Source organism: Novosphingobium sp. BW1 (genome assembly GCF_008107685.1).
GTDB lineage: Bacteria > Pseudomonadota > Alphaproteobacteria > Sphingomonadales > Sphingomonadaceae > Novosphingobium.
Map to the genome: position 1 here is coordinate 22,021 of NZ_VIRF01000089.1, position 20,908 is coordinate 42,928.

The following is a 20,908-nucleotide window of genomic DNA, read 5'->3' on the forward strand; positions in this document are numbered from 1 at the left end:
ATCTGGCACGGCCCTTGCTGACCTCGTCCCGAAGTAGACATTCGGGAGTTCATCCTTGAGCGATCCAGATACAGTCGGCGGGAATTTTGCGGGGGCCGCCCTGCGCGCCCAGTCGCCCATGCGCGCGCAGGCGCGCGAGGCCATTGCCCGCGCCGCCGATGCGACCGGCGTCGATTTTCAGTATCTCATGGCGCAGGCCCGGCTTGAATCCGGCCTAGATCCCACGGCCCGGGCTGGCACGTCGAGTGCGGCCGGGCTGTTCCAGTTCACCAATGGCACTTGGCTCGGCACGCTGGACCGCCACGGTGCGCGCCACGGCCTCTCATGGGTCAGTGAGGCCATCGAGGGTGGGCGTATCCGCGATCCCGGCCTGCGCAGCCAGGTCCTGGGGCTGCGCTACGATGCGGATGCCTCCGCGCGCATGGCTGCCGAACTCGCGCGCGACAACGGCGCGGAGCTGACGGCTGTGCTGGGCCGCGCACCCGATGCGACCGAGCTCTACCTCGCACATTTCCTTGGCGCGGCAGGTGCAAGCGAGTTCCTCGGCGCCCTATCCCGCAACCCCGGACAGAGCGCTGCGGTGCTGCTACCCAAGGCCGCCGCCGCGAACCGCGCGATCTTCTATGACGGCACGGGCGCGGCCCGTTCGGTTGGCGGCGTGATGAACCTCCTGCGCGCGCGCATGGCGAGCGCCATGGGGGAGAGCGGCGGAGAGGCGCGGCTGGCGTACGATCCGACCATCTTTGCCGGGTCCGGCAAGGACATGCCGTCGGCCAGTGCCTTTCTTGCCGCGCGGAGTGCCGGTTCGGCGCCTGCCAACCTGGGGCCGCTCGCACGTGAATTTCATAGCGGGGCCAGCCCGGCCGCCGCCGCGCCGCACGTCCCCGCCCGCTCCATGGCCGAAACACTCAAAGGTGCCTTTGGGGCCTCGGAGGCGGCCTTGCCGGGTAACGTGAAGAACGCCTACGGAAAACTTGCGAGGTTCGGCCTGTGAACCTGTTCAAGCGTATCCAGGACCCGGGCGCCCTGGCGCTTCCCATCGGCATTCTCACGCTCATTGTCCTGATGATCGTGCCGGTCCCGGCAATTGTCCTCGACTTGTCCTTCACGCTCAACATTGCGCTTTCGGTCGCTGTCCTGATGGCGGCGATGAACGCGGACAAGCCGCTCGATTTCTCCTCCTTCCCCTCGGTCCTGCTCTTCGCGACGCTTCTGCGCCTCGCGCTCAACGTCGCCTCGACACGTGTCGTGCTGGTCCACGGGCACGAGGGCGGGGAGGCCGCGGGCAAGGTGATCGAGGCCTTTGGCGCCTTTCTCATCGGTGGCAATTTCGCCGTCGGCATCTTCGTTTTCCTGATCCTTGTCATCATCAATCTGGTGGTGGTGACGAAGGGGGCAGGGCGCGTTTCGGAAGTCTCCGCGCGCTTCACGCTCGACGCGCTGCCGGGCAAGCAAATGGCCATCGACGCGGACCTTGCCGCCGGGCTCCTCACCGCCGACGAAGCTAAGGCGCGCCGCCGTGAAGTGGCGACCGAGGCTGATTTCTATGGCTCGATGGACGGTTCATCCAAGTTCGTGAAGGGCGATGCGATCGCCGCCCTGCTGATCCTGGGCGTCAACATCATCGCGGGCTTCTGCCTGGGCATGATCAGCCACGAGATGTCGGCGGGCGATGCGGCGCAGACCTACATCACGCTCGCCATCGGGGATGCGCTGGTGGCGCAGGTGCCCTCGCTGCTGCTCTCCATTGCGGCCGCCGTCATCGTCACCCGCGTAGCCGACACGCGTGACCTTGCCGGGCAGATCGGTGGGCAGTTCGCCAGCCCTGAGACCTGGCTGCCGGTGGGTGTCGTACTGGGAGCCATCGGCCTCATCCCGGCCATGCCCCAGACGATTTTCCTGCCGGCCGCGGGGCTCGCTCTGTGGCTCTGGCACGCCTTGCGTATACGCGCCGCACGCGCGGCCCTGCCCCCCGAGGTCGTGCCCGAGCCGGTCGATCCGGCGCGCATCGAGCTGGAAGACGTCTCCGACCATACCCTCGTCACCATCGAACTGGGCTACGGCCTCGTGCAATTGGTCGATGCGCGCCACGGTTCGCCGCTGGTCAGCCGCGTTACGGGCGTGCGCAAGCAGCTGAGCCAGGCGTTCGGCTTCATCGTGCCACAGTTTCGTGTGCGCGACGCGCTCGACATGGCGCCGCACGATTATCGCATCGTGCTGGGCGGCGTGACGTTGGGCGGGGCGAGCGTGCGCGCCGACAGGGTGCTCGCCATCGACGCGGGGGAGGCGCGCAAGGGGCACACTTTGAAGGGCGAGGAGACGCAGGACCCCAGCTTTGGTTGCCCCGCGCTCTGGATCGATCCCGCCGCGCGCGACCACGCCATCGCCGAAGGTTTCCTGACGGTGGACGCAGGGACCGTGATCGCCACCCACCTCAACCAGCTTCTGGCCGAGCGCCCGCAGGACCTGCTCGGCCCCGACGAGGTGCGGATGCTGATCGATGCGCTGAAAGACCACGCGGCCAGCCTGATCGAGACGATCACGCCGCAGCCGCTTTCGCTTGCCGCGCTGACGCGCCTTCTGCGCAACCTGCTGGAGGACGGAATTCCCATCGCGCACCCGCTGCCGATCCTCGCCTCACTCAGCCGCGCGGTGCAGCAGACGGTGGAGCATGACCGTCTGGTCGAGTTGGTGCGCGCGGATCTGGGGGCGCTGATCGTGGGCCGGGTGTGCCCGCCTAACATGCGCCTGCCCGTGGTTACGCTCGATGCCGGGCTCGAAAGCGCGATTGTCTCGGGGATGATGGACCCGGTCACCGGGCAGCCGGTGATCGAGCCCGACCTCGCGGCCACCATCGGCCAGCGCATCGCCGAACTTTTCGACAGCCGCGGGGCGCAGGCGATCCCGCTTGCGCTCGTCGTGCAGCCGCGCGCGCGCCGCGCGCTCGCCCAGCTGCTTCGCCTGCGCGCGCCCAGCTGCCTCGTCCTCTCGATTGCCGAACTTCCGCCCACCCAGCCCATCGAGGTCATTGACGTGGTGGGCGCGCCGCGTGCGCCTGCGCCGGGTCTGCCCGGGCCGGACGGGACGGGGGCATCGTCGCCTGAAAGTCTGGCGGCATGAAACAGGATCAGACCGTATTCACGCCGCCGACGTACTCGGTCGGTGCGCGCAGTCCGCGCCTGGGAGGGCATCGGGAGGAAGTGGCCGGCCGCGTTCGCCGCTTTCTCCCGATGGTTCGCCGCCTGGCCTGGCACGTCAACGGCACGGGCCGTCCCGGGATCGAACTGGAAGACCTGATGCAGGCGGGGCTCGTCGCGCTGACCGAGTGCGCGCAGAAGCATTCAGGGCCGACCGAGGACGGCTTTGCCGCCTACGCCAAAATGCGCGTGCGCGGGGCCATGGTGGATCTTGTCCGCAAGACCGTGCCGATGTCGCGCGGGGCCAGCGAGCGCCGCCGCCACATCGATGCCAAGGAGCAAGAACTGCGCGCCGCGCTGGGCCGTGCACCTTCGCTTGCCGAACTGGCCGAGGCGCTGGGCATGGCCGAAATGGACCTCGCTGCAATGCAGGATTCCAGCCAGCCCATGCGCTTTGAATCCATTGATGAGGTCTATTCCGACCAGAACCTGGCCTTTGCCACCGAGGAGCGCGACAGCCTCGATATTCTGGCCGACGCGGAAATGCGTGAGGCGGTGATCGCGGCGCTGGGCGATCTGCCCGAACGCCTGCGCCTCGTCATCTCACTCTATTTCGTGGAGGAACTGAACCTCTCCGAGATCGCCGAGGTCCTGCAGGTCAGCGTCCCGCGCGTGCACCAGTTGAAGGCGCAGGCGCTCACCAAGCTGAGGGAGAGCCTTTCCGGGGTGGCGGACATTCTCTAATCCAGCGGATCACCATGTTGCCAGCGCCAGCGCTGGAGCATCTTGAACAGCCCGAGCGCAACGAAACCGAGCCCGGGCAGGACGCGGAAGGTCTGTCCGATCACGTCCCGCCATGGAAAACCGCCCGGCAGTTGGGCGGTCTCTTCGAGATAGCCGATGTTGTAGTGGACCAGCCCGTCCTCGAACGGTGGGTGATGGATCAGGAACGCGCCGACCGGGATCAGGAGAGCAATGGGCCACAGAAGATGCGCGATGCGCTCGCTCGGCTACATGGCGTCCCAGCTTCGTTCTCCGCCATAGTCCATGGCGAGATCTTCCCGGTTTCGAGGTCGCAAGGAAGGCCAGCCAGTGTGGCGCCAGCAATCGGGAGCTGAGGTAGATATACCCGGCCCACGGCAGGATCACGAGCAAGTTGTCCTCCAGCGAAGGCAGAAAGGCCTTCATGGCTACCGGGATCGAGCACCAGACGATCCAGAAGGCCCTAATGGCGATCAAGCGGGCCTTCGTCGTCCATTTCTCAGGCATCGGCGGCTTAGTCTGCCATTCCCATCATCGTGCCCTGCGCCCACTGCACGATGGCCTGAGGCGGCATCGCGCCCGACTGGCGCGCGATTTCGCGGCCCTTGTGGATGAGCACTAGGGTGGGGATCGAGCGGACCACGCAGCGCCCGGCAATGGCCTGCTCGGCTTCAGTGTCGAGCTTGCCCAGACGTATCATGGGTTCGAGCCGGGCGGCGGCAGCCTCGAAGGCAGGCGCCATCTGGCGGCAGGGGCCACACCAGTTCGCCCAGAAATCGACGAGCAGGGGAAGGTCTCCCTTTCCTGCATGAGCATCGAAGTTGGCCGAGGTCAGCACCAGCGGTTTGCCGTTGAACAGAGCCGCGTGACAGCGCCCGCAGGTGCCGCCTGCGCCCAGCTTTGCGGTAGGAACTCGGTTCGAGGCGCCGCAGGAGGGGCAGACGACGATCTTGCTTTCGGGCGTGGTCATGGGGTGATCTCCTTGACTATGATATGGGCTGGCGCGGCGCGGCTGTGAAGGGCGCTCAGGCGACGAGGAAGCGCAGGCGTTCGGCCTTGAAGGCGGCGTCGAGCGCGTCGATGACGGCGCGGATGCGCGGCATGTCACGCAAGTCCCGGTGGACACCCAGCCAGATTTCGCGCGCGGGGCCAAGCCCTTGCTCCTTCAGGCGCACGACACCCGGCATCGTCTCGGCGAGGTACTGCGGCAGGCATGCAATGCCGAGCCCTGCCTGCACCGCGCCTGCCTGCGCGTCGCGGCTGTTGCTGCGGTAGACCACCTGCGCCTCGGGTGCCTTTTCCAGGAGCCAGCGCGCTTCGGCCTGGTGAGCCATATCGGGCATGACGGTGATCAGGCAATGGCCGGGATCGGTGAGCGGCTCGGGGTGCGCGGCGAGATAGTCGGGGCTGGCGTAGAGCGCGCAGACCATCGTACCCATGCGGCGCGAGATCAGTTCGTTGTGCTCGAAGCGCACCATGCGGATGGCGATGTCGGCCTCACGCTCGATCAGGCTGAGCGAGCGGGTGTCGGAGAGCAGGTCGATGGCGATGCCCGGATAATCCTCGCGCAGCCGGGCCGCGGCAACGGGGATGAGCCGGTTGGCGAGTGTCTCGACCGTGGTGAGGCGCACTAGTCCGGACAGCGCGACGTCGCGTCCCTGCACCACGCGTTCCAGCGCCATCGCGTCCTCGTCCATGCGCTGGGCGTTGGCGAGCACGCTTTCGCCCAGCGGGGTGAGTTTGTAGCCGTGCGGGGTCTTGAGCAGCAGGCGCGCGCCGCTGCGCTCCTCCAGCGCAACGAGACGGCGGCTCATCGTGCTCTGGCTCAGGCCGAGTTCGCGCGCGGCGCCCGAAAGACTGCGCGCCCGTGCTATGGCGAGGAAAGTGCGGATGTCGTCCCAGTTCATCGTCCCACCCCCAGTGGTACCTTCTATCCGTTTTTGCATGGAGACTATGCTCATATCGCCAATGGTCATGCAAAACCAGAAGGACTATCTCCATGGACAAGCTTCCAGCGAAGCCCCGGCGGTAAACGCATCCCCCCGCAACCGCCTTCCAACTGTTTGCCGCCATTTGCCAATTTCGGAGAAGCATCATGACCAAGTACCTCGTCGTTCGTTCGGCCGCCACCGGCGCCGCGTCCGTCAGCAACCAGCTGATCGACACCTACCTTGCCGAGCTGGGCGAAGACGCCGTCGTTGTTGAGCGCAACCTCGACACCGCCCCCGTTCCGCACATCAATTCGGGCAGCCTGGTCGGCATTGGCCGCGCCGCGCCCGTCGGCGACACGATGACCGACGCCTCGTTCGAAGCGCGCGAACTGCAGGACACGCTGATCGCCGAAGTGATGGACGCCGACGTGCTGGTGATCGGTCTTCCGATCTACAACTTCGGGCTTCCCTCCACGCTCAAGTCCTGGTTCGACTACGTGCTGCGCGCCGGGACCACCTTCCAGTACACTGAACAGGGCCCTGAGGGCCTGGTGAAGAAGACCAAGGCGATTGTCGCCCAGTCGCGCGCGGGCAAGTACGACGATGACGCGGGCGTCATCTTCGGCATGCCGCACCTCAAGGGCCTGCTGGGCTTCATGGGCGTGACCGACGTCGAAGTCGTGACCGCCGAGGGCATGGCCTTCGGTCCCGAAGCCGCCGCCAGCGCCATTGCCGACGCCAAGGCCGCGATTGCCAAGCTCGCCTGAGCCTGTCAGCCCAGCCCCCCTTAAGGAGTTTTTGCACATGACCCGTTCGTTCCTGAAGTCCGCCCTGATCCCCGCTGCCCTGCTGGCTTCGGTTCCCGCCATCCTCCACGCCCAGGCCGCCGATCCCGCGCCCGCCGCCGCGCAGGCCGGCTCCTACAAGGTCGAGACCTCGCACACCCGCGTGGGCTTCTCGGTCATGCACTTCGGTTTTACCGAGTGGTACGGTGAATTCGCCGACGTGACCGGCTCGCTCTCGATCGATCCCGCCAAGATCGAGAAAACCAAGCTTGCCGTCTCGATCCCCGTCGAAACCGTCAGCACCACCAACGCAACGCTCGACGAGGAGCTCGTCTCGGCCGACTGGTTCGACGCCGAGGGCTATCCGACGATCACCTTCGTCTCGACCAAGGTGAAGCGCACCGGCGAGCGTACCGCCGACGTGACCGGCAACCTGACCTTCCACGGCGTGACCAAGCCGGTGACGCTCCACGCCAGCTTCAATGCGGGCGGTGTGAACGCGATGAGCAAGGCCTACACCCTGGGTTTCAATGCGACGGGTACGATCACCCGTTCGGACTTCGGGGTAAAGAACTACGTCCCCGCCGTGGGCGACGAAGTGAGCCTTCGCATCAGTGCAGCCTTCGAGAAGGGCGAGTAATCCCCCTTCCTTACACGCGCCTTTTCTGAGGCTGGATACGGAAAAGGACATGGCTTCCCGGTTGAGGCCATGTCCTTTTCTTTTGGTGCGGGTGAGGTGGACTAACCGTCGAAACGCGGCGCGACCGGGCTGTCGAGCGCGACGATCCGTCCTCGTTGCAACGTGAAGGCAGGGGCTTCCTCGTCCGGCTCGTTGATGAGTTCGTCGAACACCAGTTGATAGCGTGCAAGGGCGATGCGGATTTCGTCTTCGCCGGGCCAGCCGCGGGCGAGGCGCGTGACGCTGGCGTGGCCGAGCAGGTAGGTGTGGGCGATCTCTTCCTCGCGCGTCATACTTTCACTCGCGGCAAGGGTGCCATGGGCGCGCTCGAGCATGAGGGGATGGCCACAGGCATCCAGGACTTGCGCGACCAGCACATCGGCAAGGATCAGGGCGTTGGCCGGGCTCTCGGCAGCGCGAGCCTGAACGACGCGCCAGTCGTGGATGAAGCGCTGGCGCTGCTCGGGCAGCAGGGGCGCAAGCAGGCGAACTTCCTCATCTCGGGATAGAGGCGCCCAAGCGACATTGGGCTTTGTCGCGAGAAGGCTGGCCATGCGCTTTCGTGCGCGCAAGTAGCCTAATGTGGCAAGGCCCACGCTCCCCAACAGCATCGCGACACCGGTCGCGAGGATCAGGTTGGCAAGCCATTCGGCCATGGGCAGGTCGGTCACGGCACACCTCCAGGTAGAGCGCGGCGCGATCCGGCAAACGCGGGAAAAACGGGCAGCGCTATTTCGTGATCTACTCAATGCAACCGCAGGATGGCCGTGGGGTTCCCGCAAGGCCTGCACTTCGCCCCCAGTATGCGCCTTCAAGCACTCAGCCGCCGGCCGCTCTTTCGCCCAGAAGCGAGGGCGTCAGTACCTGAGGCAGCACTTCGCCCGGACCTTGCGGCGGGTACCAGACGTAGAGCGGAACCCCAGCGGCTTCCTGCTCGGTCAGGTAGCGGGTGATTTCGGGATCGCGCCGGGTCCAGTCGCCGCGCAGGACAACGACATCGGCCGCCTGGAAGGCCGCGCGGGTCTCCTCGCGCTCGATGGCGACGTTCTCGTTGACCTTGCAGGTCAGGCACCAGTCTGCCGTCATCCACACGAAGACCGGCTTGCCCTGGCTACGCGCAGCGGCCAGCGCTTCAGCGCTGAAGGGGCGGGTGGCCAGGATCGAGGCGGCCTCGACAGGCTTGGGCGCGGCGGCGGGCAGGAGCGTAAGGCAGGCAAGCGCGTCGAACAGCGCCAGCAGCGCCGCCGGGCGGGCCTTGCGACCCTTGCGCTGCGCGCGCCCCACGCCGAATAGCGCCAGTACCAGCAGCACTGCGAACAGCAGCGTGACGGCGAAGTAGACCTCGCCCCCGACCTTCCAGACCAGCCAGCCGAGCGCGAGCGCGGTCAGACCCATGGGGAGCGCCATCCAGCGCCGGAAGGTGGTCATCCACTTGCCTGGGCGGGGCAGGCGGGTGCGCAGAGCGGGCACAAAGGCAACCGCCAGGAACGGAAGGGCAATCCCCAGCCCCAGCGCGGCAAAGAGCGCAAGGGCGGGCACCACCGGCAGCAGGAGCGCTGCGCCCATCGCGCTCGCCATGAAGGGGCCGGTGCAGGGCGTCGCTACGAAGGCAGCCAGAAGTCCGGTCGCAAAGGCCCCTTGCGGGCTACCCTCGCTGGCAAAGCCGGGAACGGCAAACTCGAAGAGACCGAGGAGATTGGCTGTGATCGTGGCGGCAAGCAGCAGCAGCGCAACGACCACGACCGGCTCCTGCAACTGGAAGGCCCAGCCCACCTGTTCGCCCCCGGCGCGAAGCGCGAGGAGAATGCCGCCAAGGGCAAGGCAGGCCAGCACCACGCCTGCCGTATAGGCCAGCCCCTCAATCCGGGCATGGGCTTCACTCTCCCCCGCCCGCGCCAGCGAGATGGCTTTCAAGGAGAGGATCGGGAATACGCAGGGCATCACGTTGAGGATGAGGCCACCTGCCAGCGCAGCAAGCAGCAGCCAGGGCAGAGCGGGCAACTCAGGTGTGTCCGCGTTCTTGAGCAGGGTTCCGCCGATGGGAACGGTGCCCGGCTTGGCCGTGAAGGCGAGGCCATTGCCGAAACCGTCGAGCTTGAGCACGCCGTCGAGGACCTCGGGGTCGCGCGGAGCGAAGTCGGCACGCGGGATGGTGACGAGGAGGGTATCGTCCTTGCGGGCGAAAATCTGAGGGGCCGCGTAGTCGACCACCTTGTCCTGGGCGAGGAAGACATGCGGGTTTTCCAGCTCGACCGAAGCGGGGAGCGGGACCGCGAGGCGCAGCGCCTTGGCGTCCAGCACCTTGGTCGCAGGCGCATCGAGCGGGGCGGGTAGCGCGCGTTGCCACTTGGCAAAGCGGGCCTCGGCCTTGGGATCGGCCAGCCCTAGCACGACCTCGGTGGCGAGTTCTGCGCGTTCGGGGACGCAGATTTCCTCGGTGCAGGCCAGCCACTGCGCCTTTACGCGAATCGGGATGCGCGCACCGGGCTTGGCGTCGGCCGGCACGGTCAGGGGCACGAGCACCGCGTAATCGCTCTCGTAGACGTGGTTCATCAGGCCCGCGACCAGCAACGTGTGGGGCACCGGGTAGTGCTGCTCGCCTGCGCGTGCGCCTTCGGGAAGGCTCCACTCCAGCTGCATGCCAAGACCCGCATCGCCCGGGTTGAGCCAGTAGCCGTGCCACCCCTTTTCAGGGCTCATGGCGATGGCCAAGGTCGTCTCCTGGCCCGCCTTGGCGCCGGGCGCAGCCACCAGTCTGGCCGCGATATGGTTGGGGGCGGCGAGGACGACCGAGGCCGAGACAAGCAGGGTTAGCGCGGCAAGGAGTTGACATATACGTGTCAAAAACAGGCTATAACGACGCGAATTCATAGAACTTACCTTGCGCCCCATGTGCGAGTTTCCTGCCGTTCGCTCCCTTCGGAATTGGCGGCCCTCCCGCCTGTGCCCGGTGCGCGCCGACAATTCAAGGAACACCCATGCGCCTGCGTCTTTCTACCCTCGCTCTTGCGACCGGCCTTGCCACAGCCGCAATGGCCACACCGGCCCTTGCTCGGGACGCCGCGCCCGAAGCCCAGGCCGCGCCCCAGCTGATCGTTGCGATCTCGGTCGACCAGTTCTCTTCCGATCTTTTCGCGCAATACCGCCAGCGCTTCTCCAAGGGCTTCACGCGCCTGCTGGATGGGGTCGTGTTCCCCTCGGGCTACCAGTCCCACGCGGCGACCGAGACCTGCCCGGGCCACTCCACGCTGCTGACCGGCGTTCATCCTGCGCGCACCGGCATTCCGGCGAACGGCTGGATGGATCCCGCGCTCGCGCGCGCCGACAAGGAAATTTACTGTGTCGAGGACGAGCGTGATCCACGTAGCTCGTCCGACAAGCCGGTGGTCAGCCCTGTGCATCTCAAGGCGCCGACGCTGGGCGACCTCATGAAGAAGCGCGATTCCCGCACGATCAACGCGGCGGTCTCGGTCAAGGATCGGGCCGCCGTGATGATGAGCGGTCACGACACCGATGCCGTCTACTGGTTTGGCGAAGAGGGCTACACGACCTTCCTCGACCGCAAGGTTTCCAAAAACGTGGCGCAATACAATGCCGAGATCGCCCGCAAGGTCGCGGCCGGGGCCCCCGCAATGCCGGTCCCCGGCGAATGCACCCGCCTCGACCGCGCTACGCCGATCGGCGACTTCACCATCGGTACCTACAAGTTCCCGCTGAAGGCGGGCGACTACGAAGCCTTCTCGCAGAGCCCGCGCGGCGATCTCGCCACCGCCGACATGGCCGTGCGCCTCGTCGATGAGCTGGGCATGGGGAAGGACGGTGTCACCGACCTGCTTTCGGTCAGCTTCTCCTCCACCGACAAGGTCGGCCATGCCTTCGGCACCGAAGGTGTGGAAATGTGCATCCAGATGAACACGCTCGACGCCGCGCTCGGTACGCTGTTCGATGCCCTCGACGCGCGCGGGATCGACTACGAGGTGGTGCTGAGCGCCGACCATGGCGGCTTCGATGCGCCTGAGCGTCAGCAGCTGCGCGGCAACCCGCATGCGGGCCGCGTCGATCCCTCGCTGAGGGCCGCCGCGCTCGAGGCCGAAGTGACCCGACGCACGGGCGTGAGCGTACCGAGCGGGCACCTCTTGTACGGCGCAGGGGAATCGGGCAGCGTGTGGCTCGCGCCCGGCCTCAAGGGAGAAAGCAAGCAGACCGTGGTGGCAAGCCTGCTCGACGTCCTGCGCGCCAACCCGCAGATCGAGGCCGCCTTCGCGCATGAGGAGATCATGGCCGAGCCGATGCCCGAAGGCGCCCCGCAGGATTGGACGGACCTTCAGAAGGTGCGCGCCTCCTATGTGCCGGGGCGCTCGGGCGAGGTGCAGATGCTGACCCGCCGGGGCCTGGTTCCGGGCAAGGCCAAGCCCTTCAAGGTCGCCAGCCATGGCAGCCCGTGGGATTATGACCGCCGCGTGCCGATGCTGTTCTGGCGTGCCGGGATCCAGGGTTTCGAGCAGCCCGATCCGGTCGAAACCGTTGATATCGCGCCTACTCTTGCCGCCACCGTCGGGCTCTCCGCTCCGGAGGGGACGTGGGATGGAAGATGTCTCGACATTGATGCGTCGGAGGCCGATAGCTGCTCTTCATGAGCGACTCGGATATACGCATCCCGACTGGCGCAAAGGAGCGCCGCGATCTCATCATCCTGGGCGGCGGTCTCGTCGGCATGACGCTAGCGCTGGCTGCGGCCCGGGCCGGGATCTCCAGCCACGTGATCGACCGTGCCGACCCGGCGGACCTCGTTGCCGAGGGCGCGGACGGCCGTGCCTCGGCGGTCTCCACCGCGAGCTGGAACCTGTTCTGCAATATCGGTCTTGGCAAGCGGCTCGAGCCGCTGGGCTGCGCGATCGATTCGATCGCGGTGACCGATGGCATGAAGCCGGGCCGGATCGACTTCCAGCCCAAGCCCGACGAGGGCACGCTGGGCCGCATGTACGCCAATCGTGATCTGCGCCTCGCGCTGTTTGAGGCGGCCAAGGACGAGCCCAACATCGCCTGGCACGTCAAGACCGAGGCGGTGCGCCGTGATCGCGGCCCCCACGGGGTCGAAGTCGAGCTGAGTGACGGGCGCATCCTCACCTCCTCGCTGCTGGTCGCGGCCGAAGGGCGCCAGTCGCCCACGCGCGATGAAGCCGGGTTCTCGATGGCCAAGTGGGACTACCAGCACCGCGCAATGGTGACGGGCCTGTTCCACTCCAAGCCGCACGGCGGCACAGCCTGGGAAATCTTCTATCCTGCGGGGCCCTTCGCCCTGCTGCCGCTGCTCGATGATGGAGAGGGGCGCCACCGCAGTGCGCTGGTCTGGACGGTCGCCGAGAAGGACGCCAAGGGCGTTATCGCGATGAGCGATGCGATGTTCCTCAGCGAAGTCGCCGAGAAGATGCACGGTATCCTTGGCGATATCGAACTCTCGGCGCCGCGCATGAGCTACCCCTTGCGCTTCCATCACGCGGTGAACGTGGTCGACGAGCGCCTCGCGGTCATCGGTGACGCCGCGCATGGTATGCACCCGATTGCGGGGCAGGGCCTGAACCTGGGCCTGCGTGATGTGGGCGCGCTGGTCGAAGTTCTGAGCGAGGGCATGCGCCTGGGGCTTGAGCCGGGCGATGCGCAGCTGCTGGCGCGCTATGAGAAGTGGCGTAGCCTCGATTCGGTCATGGTCATGGCCGCGACCGACACGCTCACGCGCCTCTTCGGCATTCCGGGCCGCGTGCCAAGTGCGGTGCGCCGTCTGGGCATGGGCGCGGTCCAGCGCCTGCCTGCCCTTAAGCGCTTCTTCATGGACGAGGCGAGGGGAATGTCGGGCAAGCTTCCCGAGCTTTTGCAAGGTTAGGGAAGAGGACGCCCCGGCGTTCAGAGTCTCCGCCAAGGGGTAGGTGGAAGTGAATTTCTCAAGGGGGTAAAACCCCTTGACCCCAAACCCGGCGACCTCACCTTTCTCAGCCAAGGCCGCATATGACAGGTGAGCTTGATGTTTTCGGGAGCCCGAGGGCGATGGTACTCGGGTATGTCTCTGATCTTACATTTTTTCACGCAAGTTTGGCTTTTGCGCGCGGTTCTCCGTCAGCTCCGGGGTTCAGGCTGACGCGCCCGGCCGGACAGCGTGAAGTGCACACCTTCAGGGGCGAAGGTCAGCTGTGCTTCCCCTTCGAAATAGCCTGCGACGATCCGCTCGATGAGGGTGGAGCCGAAGCCGCGCTGGGTGGGCACCTCAACCGGCGGGCCGCCGCGCTCGGTCCATTCGAGCGTGCAGGCGGCGTCCGCGCCATTCCAGGTGAGCGAGATGGTTCCGCCCGTCTTGGAGAGCGCGCCGTACTTGGTGGCGTTCGTGGCCAGTTCGTGGAGGCCAAGCGCGAGGCCGAGGGCCTGGCGTGCACCGAGGAGCAGCGGCGGGCCGGACAGCACGAACCGCGGGTCGTGCTCGCCCTGCATGTGCGGACCCAGGGCTGCAGAAATGAGGGCGCGCACGTCTATGTCATCAAGGGCCGAACGGGTCAGCACATCCTGTGCCCGTGCCAATGTCAGTAGGCGTGCATCGATGGCGCGGCGCGCCTGCTCAACATCGGGGCTGCGGCGCAGTGTCTGCGCCACGATGGACTGCACGATGGCGAGCGTATTCTTGACCCTGTGGGTCATTTCCATGGCGATTTCGTGCTGGCCTGCGCGCAGGCGCTCGGCTTCGGCATGGGCGGCGCGGCTTTTTTCCAGCGCGGCGCCCAGTTCGATCTGCGACATCGCCTGTCGCGCGAGCATCCGAAGCATGCGCATCTGCTGCGCATCGAGGGTCCGTGGCTCGTGGTCAATCACGCACAGTGTGCCCAACGCATGCCCGTCGCGTGTCACGAGGGGAAAGCCTGCGTAAAAGCGGATGCCAGGCTCTGCGGTCACGAACGGATTGTCCGCGAAGCGCGGGTCACGGCGGGCATCGGCAATGATGAAGGGCACGTTTTCGCGAATCGCGAACTGACAGATCGAGACATCGCGTGGGGTTTCCGAGATATCTATCCCGATGCGCGCCTTGAAGAACTGGCGCTCGGCTTCGACGATATTGACCAGCGCGACAGGCACGTCGCAGATTTCCGCGGCCATGGCCACGATGTCGTCGAAATCCTGTTCCGGTTCGGATGTCAGGGAATAGCGAGCAAGCGCCTCAAGCCGGGCGTCCTCCTGCGGATCGGCCCGGCTCTGGTTTGATGTGTCGCTCATGTCCGGTGCTCTCTCGGGCTCAGTCTTCGCTCGATCCGGCATTATCCTCAGCTGCTTGCGCCGGGTTTTTCTGGTTGGGCGTTGCAAGCGGGCTGGGTTGGTCGATGGCGCGGCCCTCGGCGTCCTTGAGGCGCCGGGGCTCGAGCATGGCGGTCGTCTCGAGCAGGCTCAGCGCCTTCTGGGCGCTCTCGTAGCGATGCGCATCGGCGATCCAGTTGTGCGCGGCCCCTGCGCCGGGCAGGCGTTCCACTTCGCGGATGGCCCCGTCGATGCGGCGCGCGGTCAGCATGATGCGCGCGCGCTCGATCCGGGCACGCGGCGAGACCAGAGCGGCGGAATCCCGGCGCACCGTGAACAGCGAGGAGAGCTCGCCCCGGGCGCGGTCCCAGAAACTGACGTTGCGGCCCGAAACGCTCAGTTCGGGTGAGAGGGCTTCGAGCCGCGCGCTCAGTTCGTCGATCGTGACCGGCTCCTTGGAGAAGGCGATGATCGTTTCGACCGCGCGGGGCTGGGCGTCCATGAAGCGCAGACGCAACTGGTCGGCGACGTAACTAAGTGGTTCGCCGCGATCGACCATGCGGCGTGCGGCAAAGGCGATCAGCAGGCTTTCCGCGCGCGCCGCATTGCCCGAGGCGGCGTCGGTCTCAAAATCGATGCGCGAGAGGCGGTTCTCGATCAGGGCGAGGCGCCCTTCCATCGTGCCGAGCGCGGCAAGTTGCTCTGGCGAAGGACGCCCATCGCCGGGGCTCGGCAGGGGCAGGGGATCGGGGATTTCGACGGCTTCGCTGACAACGGCCGTTTCCGCAGCCGGTGCCTCGGACACTTCGGCCGTGGGCAGGACCTGTTCGAGCCAGCCGCGTGAGGACGCCCAGGCGACGAAGGCGGCGCCCAGCAGGAAGGCCACGAATGCGACGAAGATCATGCCGCCGCGCGAACGGGGGCGTGGTCCCGGCACGGTTTCGCGCACGAGTGGTTGTGTTTCGAAGTCCTGCATCAGGTCTGGTTGTCTACTTGTATCGATCCCGAGAAAGCCTCTTGGCACATCTGTGCGGCCAAGGCCAGCAAGGCGGCGTCGCGGGGCTCGGGGGCGCAGCGCACACTCCCCCACGGACTATGGAGCCGCGCGGATACACGCGGGCCGATGGCCACGAGATGAATGGCGCCTGTCGCAAGTCCCCATTCCCGGCATAGATCCTCGAAACGAACCGCCGCTTCGCCCGAGTGGAGAAGAACCAGGACAGCGCTCTGCGCCATATCGCGCAGGCGTTGCTGCAGGGCCACAGGGGCAGGTAGCGCCTCGCTGGCGTAGACCTCGCGCGTGGTCATGGTGACGCGGTCCGGCAGGTGAAGCGCCACCCGCTCGCGCCCGGCAAGGCGCAGCAGGCGGCGGTGTTCGGGAGGGAGCGCATCGAGGATGGACTGGAGCCCGCCACGGCCGGTACAGACCACGTCGAGCCCGGCGGCCCGCGCGGCCTCGGCCGTTTTCTGCCCGACCGCGTAGGCAGGTTTGCCGCGATAGAGGTCCAGCGCGCCGCCGCCATGGCGCAGCGCGTTCGCGCTTCCCAGGATGACCGCGTCGATCTCGGTCGGGGGCGGGGCCTCCCAGGCTTGCGGGCGTACTTCGAAGAGCGGGTAGGCTTCGGCGGCGAGGCCCAACTTGCGTGCGGCCTCCAGGCTTTCCTGTGCGCCCGGCTCTGGCCGAAGGATCAGGACGGGGAGGGGCAGGGAGGCGCCTGGGGCGCTCACGCGGGCGGGCCGGTGAAGTGCACGGTGACGGCCGGACTTGCGCGCGACAGGAGGTCGGCGGCAAGCTCGGCGGGCCCCTTTAAGTCGCCCGAGGCGAAGCGGACGTCGCCCTCGATCCGCTCGCCGCCGTTCGGCGCATAGATCGCCGCGCGCATGTGGAGCTGTTCGCCTTCATGGCGGGTAAGCACGGCAATCGGGCTGTGGCAATTGCCGCCAAGCCCTTCGAGCAACGCCCGCTCGGCAAGCACGGCCGCGCGGCTGGGCGCATCGTCGATGGCCGAGAGGAAGCCGGCGGTGCGCACGTCATCAGCGCGGCACTCGATCAGGATCGCGGCCTGCGCGGGGGCCGGGAACCAGTCCTCCTCGTCGAGGGGGTGCCCCGTGCCGGTTTCGCCCAGGCGCTTGAGGCCGGCGGCGGCGAGGAAGGTCGCGTCGGCCTCGCCCGCAGCGAGCTTGGCAAGCCGTGTGGCGACATTGCCGCGGAACGTCACCACCTTGCAGTCCGGCCGGGCGTGGAGGAGCTGCGCGGCGCGGCGCGGCGCGCTCGTCCCCACGACGGCGCCCGAGGGCAGCGCGGCGATGCTGGCTGCGCCCACGAGCACGTCGCGCACGTCCTCACGCGGAAGAACTGCGCCGATGGCGAACATTTCGGGGCGCAGCGTCTCCACATCCTTGGCTGAGTGCACCGAAAAGTCGATTTTCCCTTCAGACAGCCAGGCGTCGAGTTCCTTGGTCCAGAGCGCTTTTCCCCCGATTTCAGCCAGAGCGCGGTCCTGGATGCGATCTCCGCTAGCAGTCACGGCCACGATCTCTATATGCGCAGGATTGATTCCATGCGCCTCAGCCAGGCGGTCGCGGGCCTCTTCGGCCTGTGCCATGGCAAGAGGCGAGCGGCGGGTGCCGAGGCGGAAGCGCGGATTGGGCGCGGTGGTCTGGGTAGTCATCGTGGAAACCGTGCTAGCGCCTGGGCGCTTCAAGGAAAAGGTCGTTCGGCCAAAGTGAGCGAGGTAGCGTGAGGATGACCATTGTCCTCGGAATAGAAAGCTCGTGCGACGAGACCGCAGCGGCGCTGGTGACGGCGGACCGTACGATCCTGGCGCAGCGCATCGCGTCGCAGGACGAGGAGCACAAGCCCTTTGGCGGCGTCGTGCCGGAGATCGCCGCGCGCGCGCATGTCGAGCGTCTTGCGCCGCTGATCGAGGGCACGCTGGCCGATGCAGGGATGCGCTTGGACGATGTCGACGCGATTGCCGCCACGGCAGGTCCGGGCCTTATTGGCGGGGTCATGGTCGGGCTGGTCTCGGCCAAGGCGCTGGCCATGGCGACGGGTAAGCCTCTTATCGCGATCAACCACCTGGAAGGTCATGCTCTTTCGCCTCGGCTTGCCGATGCGAGCCTAGCCTATCCCTATCTCCTGCTGCTCGTTTCGGGCGGGCACTGCCAGATCCTGCTCGTGGAAGGGGTGGGCAAATTTCGCCGCCTTGCAACAACCATCGACGATGCACTGGGCGAGGCCTTTGACAAGTCGGCCAAGGTGCTGGGGTTGGGCTATCCCGGCGGTCCGGCGCTGGAGCGCCTGGCTGCGAGCGGTGATCCCAAGGCCGTGCCGCTGCCGCGCCCCTTGAAGGGTAGCAAGGAGCCGCATTTCTCCTTCGCCGGCCTCAAGAGCGCGGTTCTGCGCGCGCACCAGTCGGGCGAGTACAGCGATGCCGATATTGCCGCCTCGTTCCAGGAGGCCGCGATCGAGTGCATCATCGACCGCACGCGCCGCGCGCTCAGGAGCATCGCGGATATCAAGCCAACTGCGCTGGTCGTTGCGGGCGGGGTGGCGGCCAATACCGCGATCCGCACGGCGCTGGAGGGGCTGGCAGCCGATTTCAAGCTGCCGTTCATCGCCCCGCCACTCAAGCTGTGTACGGACAATGCGGCGATGATCGCCTGGGCCGGTGTGGAACGCCATGCGCTGGGGCAGAGCGATCCGCTCGACGTTTCCGCGCGGCCGCGCTGGCCGCTCGATCCGGACGCCGAGCCGGTGCGCGGAGCCGGAGTGAAGGCATGACAACGATGAATGCAAGCGGTCTGGCGGTCGGGGTCATTGGCGCGGGTGCCTGGGGCACTGCGCTCGCACAGGCGCTGGCGCGCGCGGGGAACCGAGAGGTGAAGCTCTGGGCGCGGGAGGCGGATCTCGCCGCGCGCATCAATAAAACCCGCGTCAACGACACCTATCTTCCAGGTGCCGAGCTCGATCCGGCGATCCGGGCGACCTCGGACCTTGCCGAAATGGCGCAGCTTCCGGTGCTGCTGGCGGTGGTCCCTGCGCAGTTCCTGGCTTCGGTGATTGGGCAACTCCCCGCCGCAGAGCGCGATCTGGTGCTTTGCGCCAAGGGGATCGAGGCGTCCAGCGGGCGGCTGATGGCCGAGGTCGCGGCGGAGGCTGCGCCGGGTAGCCGTCTTGCAGTGCTTTCGGGGCCTACCTTCGCGCATGAAGTCGCCTCGGGTCTGCCCACGGCCATCACGCTCGCCTGTTCGGGGGGGGAGGGGCAGTGGCAGCGGCTCGCGCCCCTGATCGCGAGTCCGGCGTTCCGTCCCTACTATTCCGATGATGTGATCGGGGCCGAGATTGGCGGCGCAATCAAGAACGTGCTGGCGATTGCCTGCGGCGTTGCCGAAGGTCTGGGCCTTGGTCAGAATGCGCGCGCGGCGCTGATCGCGCGCGGCTATGCCGAGATGCAGCGCTTTGGTCTTGCGCGCGGAGGCCGTGCTGAGACGCTGGCGGGCCTGTGCGGTCTGGGCGACCTGGTGCTGACGTGTTCCTCGACTTCGAGCCGGAACTTCTCGCTAGGAATGGCGCTCGGGCAGGGGCAGAGCGCGGCCGAGGCGCTCGCGGGCAAGAGTTCGGTGGCCGAAGGCGCGGCCACGGCGCCGATTCTCGATGATCTTGCCCGACGCGAAGGTATCGACATGCCCATCGTCGCGGCCGCGCGCCGTCTTCTTGAAGGCGCCGCACCTGCGGACGAAGTCGTCGCCGATATCCTTTCGCGCCCCTTGCGCTCGGAGCAGGAGCGTCTGGGTTGAACGACACCGTTTCGCGCGCCGAGGCTGGCCGGGACAAGCAGGATGGCGATGACATCGCCGCTCTGGCCAAGGGCGGGCGTACCAATTTTCTGGGCTTTTTCCTTCGTCTTGCCGCGCGCATTCCCTTCCTGTTCATCGCCGGGCGGGCGTCGGCCTACGGTCCCGCCGCGCTCGGACGCTTTGCCTCTGCGCTCGTTATCATCGAGCTGACCGCGATGGTCTGCACGATGGGCGAAAAGCGCGGGCTGGCGCAGCGTATGAGCGAGGCGGAAGGCAAGGAACTGCCGGCCAACACCGTCTTCGATGGCGTGGCGGTCTCGCTTCTGGCCTCGTGTGCGGCAGCGCTGTTCTTCTGGTTCGTGCCCGCCCCGATGTTCCCGGGCGGCACCTATACCCAGATCGACCGCCTCATGGTGATCGCGATCCCGCCGCTGGCGCTGACCGAGATATGGCTGGCCGCGCTCGCCTATCGCCTCCAGATCAGCCCAACGGTCTGGTCGCGTGCCATCGTCGAGCCCTGGACGATCTCGATCATGGCGGGGCTGATGATCTTCGTCGCGCCCGAAAGCGGGCTTTCTCTCGCCTATATCGCCTCGATCTTTGCCGCTGCGATTACCGCCTTCGTGCCTTTCATTCGCGCCTATGGGCGGCCGCGCGGCTGGCGTCCGCGCGCGGGCGTGATGCGTCGCCTCGCTGTGCGCTCGATGCCGATTGCGCTCGCCGATACGATCGAGTGGGGCACGCGCCGTGTCGACGTGCTGCTGCTGGGCTTCCTCGCGCCGCCGTCTGCGGTCGGCGTCTACTACGCCGCGCAGCAGGTCGCGAGCCTGCCGCAAAAGCTCAAGACCAGCTTCGAGCCGGTGTTGGGGCCAGTCATCACTCGTGCACTCAAGCGCAAGGACTACGGGGCGATTGCACGCCAGGTCAGCCAGGTGGGCTTCTGGATCATGGCCGCGCAGGCTGCCATTGCGCTGTCGCTGGGCATCACCGGAGAGGGTGTCATGGGTCTGATCGGGCGTGAATTCGTGGGCGGAACAGGCGCGTTGGCGTTGCTTCTTGCCGCCGAAGTTGTGGCCTCGACCGCCGTCGTCAGCGAGGCGGCGCTCATCTACGTGCAACGTGTGCGCAATCTGGGAGTGTCGCTGGCCACCATCGGCTTCCAGGCGGTCCTGACGTTCGGCGGGATTCTGCTCATGCAGCAGCTGGGCTACAATTCGCTGTTCCAGGCCGCGGCCGCGGCGGGCGCGCTCTTTATCGCGCTGGGGCTCGCCTCGGTAGTGAAGGCGAAGATGCTCACGAAGTTTCTTGGCCATTCGATTAACAACTGGCGCTGGCCGCTGCTCTGGGCGGCGGCCCCGGCCGTGGCGATCGGCTTTGTCTTCACGCAGTATCTGCCCGAGTGGGTGGAACTGGCCTTTGGTATCCCTGCGATCCTGGGCTCGTACCTTTTTGTCATATGGAAGAAGGCCTTTGGACCCGAGGACCGCAAGCTGTTCCAGAAGACCAAATCGAACTGATCGCGACTCCAGTTTCGTATCG

18 protein-coding genes are annotated in these 20,908 nt (G+C 66.8%); 10 read left to right on the forward strand and 8 right to left on the reverse strand.

The features are described 5' to 3' along the window. The first annotated feature begins 55 nt into the window (after positions 1 to 55). The 3 genes from FMM79_RS17035 to FMM79_RS17045 are packed head-to-tail and all read left to right on the forward strand — an operon-like array spanning position 56 to position 3,881. Positions 56 to 994 carry a lytic transglycosylase domain-containing protein gene (locus FMM79_RS17035; protein ID WP_240339279.1) on the forward strand — a complete coding sequence of 313 codons (939 nt, stop codon included), beginning with the start codon at positions 56 to 58 and terminating at the stop codon, positions 992 to 994. Then, a complete protein-coding gene (locus FMM79_RS17040) occupies positions 991 to 3,120 on the forward strand; it encodes a flagellar biosynthesis protein FlhA (RefSeq protein ID WP_148628640.1) in 2,130 nt (709 codons plus the stop codon). The genes FMM79_RS17035 and FMM79_RS17040 overlap by 4 nt, the downstream gene beginning before the upstream one ends. Beyond that, positions 3,117 to 3,881 carry a sigma-70 family RNA polymerase sigma factor gene (locus FMM79_RS17045; RefSeq protein WP_148628641.1) on the forward strand — a complete coding sequence of 255 codons (765 nt, stop codon included), beginning with the start codon at positions 3,117 to 3,119 and terminating at the stop codon, positions 3,879 to 3,881. The genes FMM79_RS17040 and FMM79_RS17045 overlap by 4 nt, the downstream gene beginning before the upstream one ends. A gap of 532 nt (positions 3,882 to 4,413) precedes the next feature. Here FMM79_RS17045 and trxC read toward each other — a convergent pair. Beyond that, positions 4,414 to 4,869, reverse strand: a complete 456-nt coding sequence (gene trxC / locus FMM79_RS17050) for a thioredoxin TrxC (protein WP_148628642.1) — start codon at positions 4,867 to 4,869, stop codon at positions 4,414 to 4,416. A 55-nt stretch (positions 4,870 to 4,924) separates the two neighbouring features. Beyond that, positions 4,925 to 5,806, reverse strand: coding sequence for a LysR family transcriptional regulator (locus FMM79_RS17055; protein ID WP_162528536.1), 882 nt, complete (start codon positions 5,804 to 5,806; stop codon positions 4,925 to 4,927). 188 nt (positions 5,807 to 5,994) lie between these two features. On the opposite strand from FMM79_RS17055, the gene FMM79_RS17060 reads away from it, so the two are divergent. Then, a complete protein-coding gene (locus tag FMM79_RS17060) occupies positions 5,995 to 6,597 on the forward strand; it encodes an FMN-dependent NADH-azoreductase (RefSeq protein WP_148628644.1) in 603 nt (200 codons plus the stop codon). A 37-nt stretch (positions 6,598 to 6,634) separates the two neighbouring features. After that, complete coding sequence (locus FMM79_RS17065; RefSeq protein WP_148628645.1) at positions 6,635 to 7,255, forward strand: YceI family protein; 621 nt, start codon at positions 6,635 to 6,637, stop codon at positions 7,253 to 7,255. Positions 7,256 to 7,356: 101 nt separating this feature from the next. On the opposite strand, the gene FMM79_RS17070 is transcribed toward FMM79_RS17065, so the two are convergent. Both FMM79_RS17070 and FMM79_RS17075 read right to left on the reverse strand, forming a co-directional pair. After that, positions 7,357 to 7,965 carry a hypothetical protein gene (locus tag FMM79_RS17070; RefSeq protein ID WP_148628646.1) on the reverse strand — a complete coding sequence of 203 codons (609 nt, stop codon included), beginning with the start codon at positions 7,963 to 7,965 and terminating at the stop codon, positions 7,357 to 7,359. 148 nt (positions 7,966 to 8,113) lie between these two features. Next, a complete protein-coding gene (locus FMM79_RS17075) occupies positions 8,114 to 10,165 on the reverse strand; it encodes a protein-disulfide reductase DsbD (protein WP_148628647.1) in 2,052 nt (683 codons plus the stop codon). A gap of 107 nt (positions 10,166 to 10,272) precedes the next feature. Here FMM79_RS17075 and FMM79_RS17080 point away from each other — a divergent pair, with 107 nt between their 5' ends. Together FMM79_RS17080 and FMM79_RS17085 are read left to right on the forward strand one after the other, a co-directional pair. Further along, complete coding sequence (locus tag FMM79_RS17080; RefSeq protein WP_148628648.1) at positions 10,273 to 11,931, forward strand: alkaline phosphatase family protein; 1,659 nt, start codon at positions 10,273 to 10,275, stop codon at positions 11,929 to 11,931. Further along, positions 11,928 to 13,175 (forward strand): UbiH/UbiF/VisC/COQ6 family ubiquinone biosynthesis hydroxylase, encoded by a 1,248-nt coding sequence (locus tag FMM79_RS17085; protein WP_148628649.1) that lies wholly within the window; start codon positions 11,928 to 11,930, stop codon positions 13,173 to 13,175. The genes FMM79_RS17080 and FMM79_RS17085 overlap by 4 nt, the downstream gene beginning before the upstream one ends. A 230-nt stretch (positions 13,176 to 13,405) precedes the next feature. Here FMM79_RS17085 and FMM79_RS17090 read toward each other — a convergent pair whose 3' ends face one another. Genes FMM79_RS17090 through hemC form a run of 4 tightly spaced genes read right to left on the reverse strand, consistent with a single transcriptional unit; the run spans position 13,406 to position 17,238 of the window. Next, on the reverse strand, positions 13,406 to 14,548 hold the full coding sequence (locus tag FMM79_RS17090) for a sensor histidine kinase (protein ID WP_162528537.1): 1,143 nt from the start codon (positions 14,546 to 14,548) through the stop codon (positions 13,406 to 13,408). A gap of 19 nt (positions 14,549 to 14,567) precedes the next feature. Beyond that, on the reverse strand, positions 14,568 to 15,542 hold the full coding sequence (locus FMM79_RS17095; protein WP_148628651.1) for a hypothetical protein: 975 nt from the start codon (positions 15,540 to 15,542) through the stop codon (positions 14,568 to 14,570). Further along, positions 15,542 to 16,294, reverse strand: coding sequence for a uroporphyrinogen-III synthase (locus tag FMM79_RS17100; protein WP_240339280.1), 753 nt, complete (start codon positions 16,292 to 16,294; stop codon positions 15,542 to 15,544). Before FMM79_RS17100 ends, FMM79_RS17095 begins: the two co-directional genes overlap by 1 nt. Continuing rightward, positions 16,291 to 17,238, reverse strand: coding sequence for a hydroxymethylbilane synthase (hemC, locus tag FMM79_RS17105; protein WP_148628652.1), 948 nt, complete (start codon positions 17,236 to 17,238; stop codon positions 16,291 to 16,293). Before hemC ends, FMM79_RS17100 begins: the two co-directional genes overlap by 4 nt. A 74-nt stretch (positions 17,239 to 17,312) precedes the next feature. Here hemC and tsaD point away from each other — a divergent pair, with 74 nt between their 5' ends. Genes tsaD through FMM79_RS17120 form a run of 3 tightly spaced genes read left to right on the forward strand, consistent with a single transcriptional unit; the run spans position 17,313 to position 20,886 of the window. Next, positions 17,313 to 18,353, forward strand: coding sequence for a tRNA (adenosine(37)-N6)-threonylcarbamoyltransferase complex transferase subunit TsaD (gene tsaD / locus FMM79_RS17110; protein WP_148628653.1), 1,041 nt, complete (start codon positions 17,313 to 17,315; stop codon positions 18,351 to 18,353). Further along, complete coding sequence (locus FMM79_RS17115; protein WP_371710952.1) at positions 18,350 to 19,369, forward strand: NAD(P)H-dependent glycerol-3-phosphate dehydrogenase; 1,020 nt, start codon at positions 18,350 to 18,352, stop codon at positions 19,367 to 19,369. Before tsaD ends, FMM79_RS17115 begins: the two co-directional genes overlap by 4 nt. Further along, positions 19,366 to 20,886, forward strand: coding sequence for a lipopolysaccharide biosynthesis protein (locus tag FMM79_RS17120; RefSeq protein ID WP_148628654.1), 1,521 nt, complete (start codon positions 19,366 to 19,368; stop codon positions 20,884 to 20,886). The genes FMM79_RS17115 and FMM79_RS17120 overlap by 4 nt, the downstream gene beginning before the upstream one ends. Positions 20,887 to 20,908: the final 22 nt, after the last annotated feature.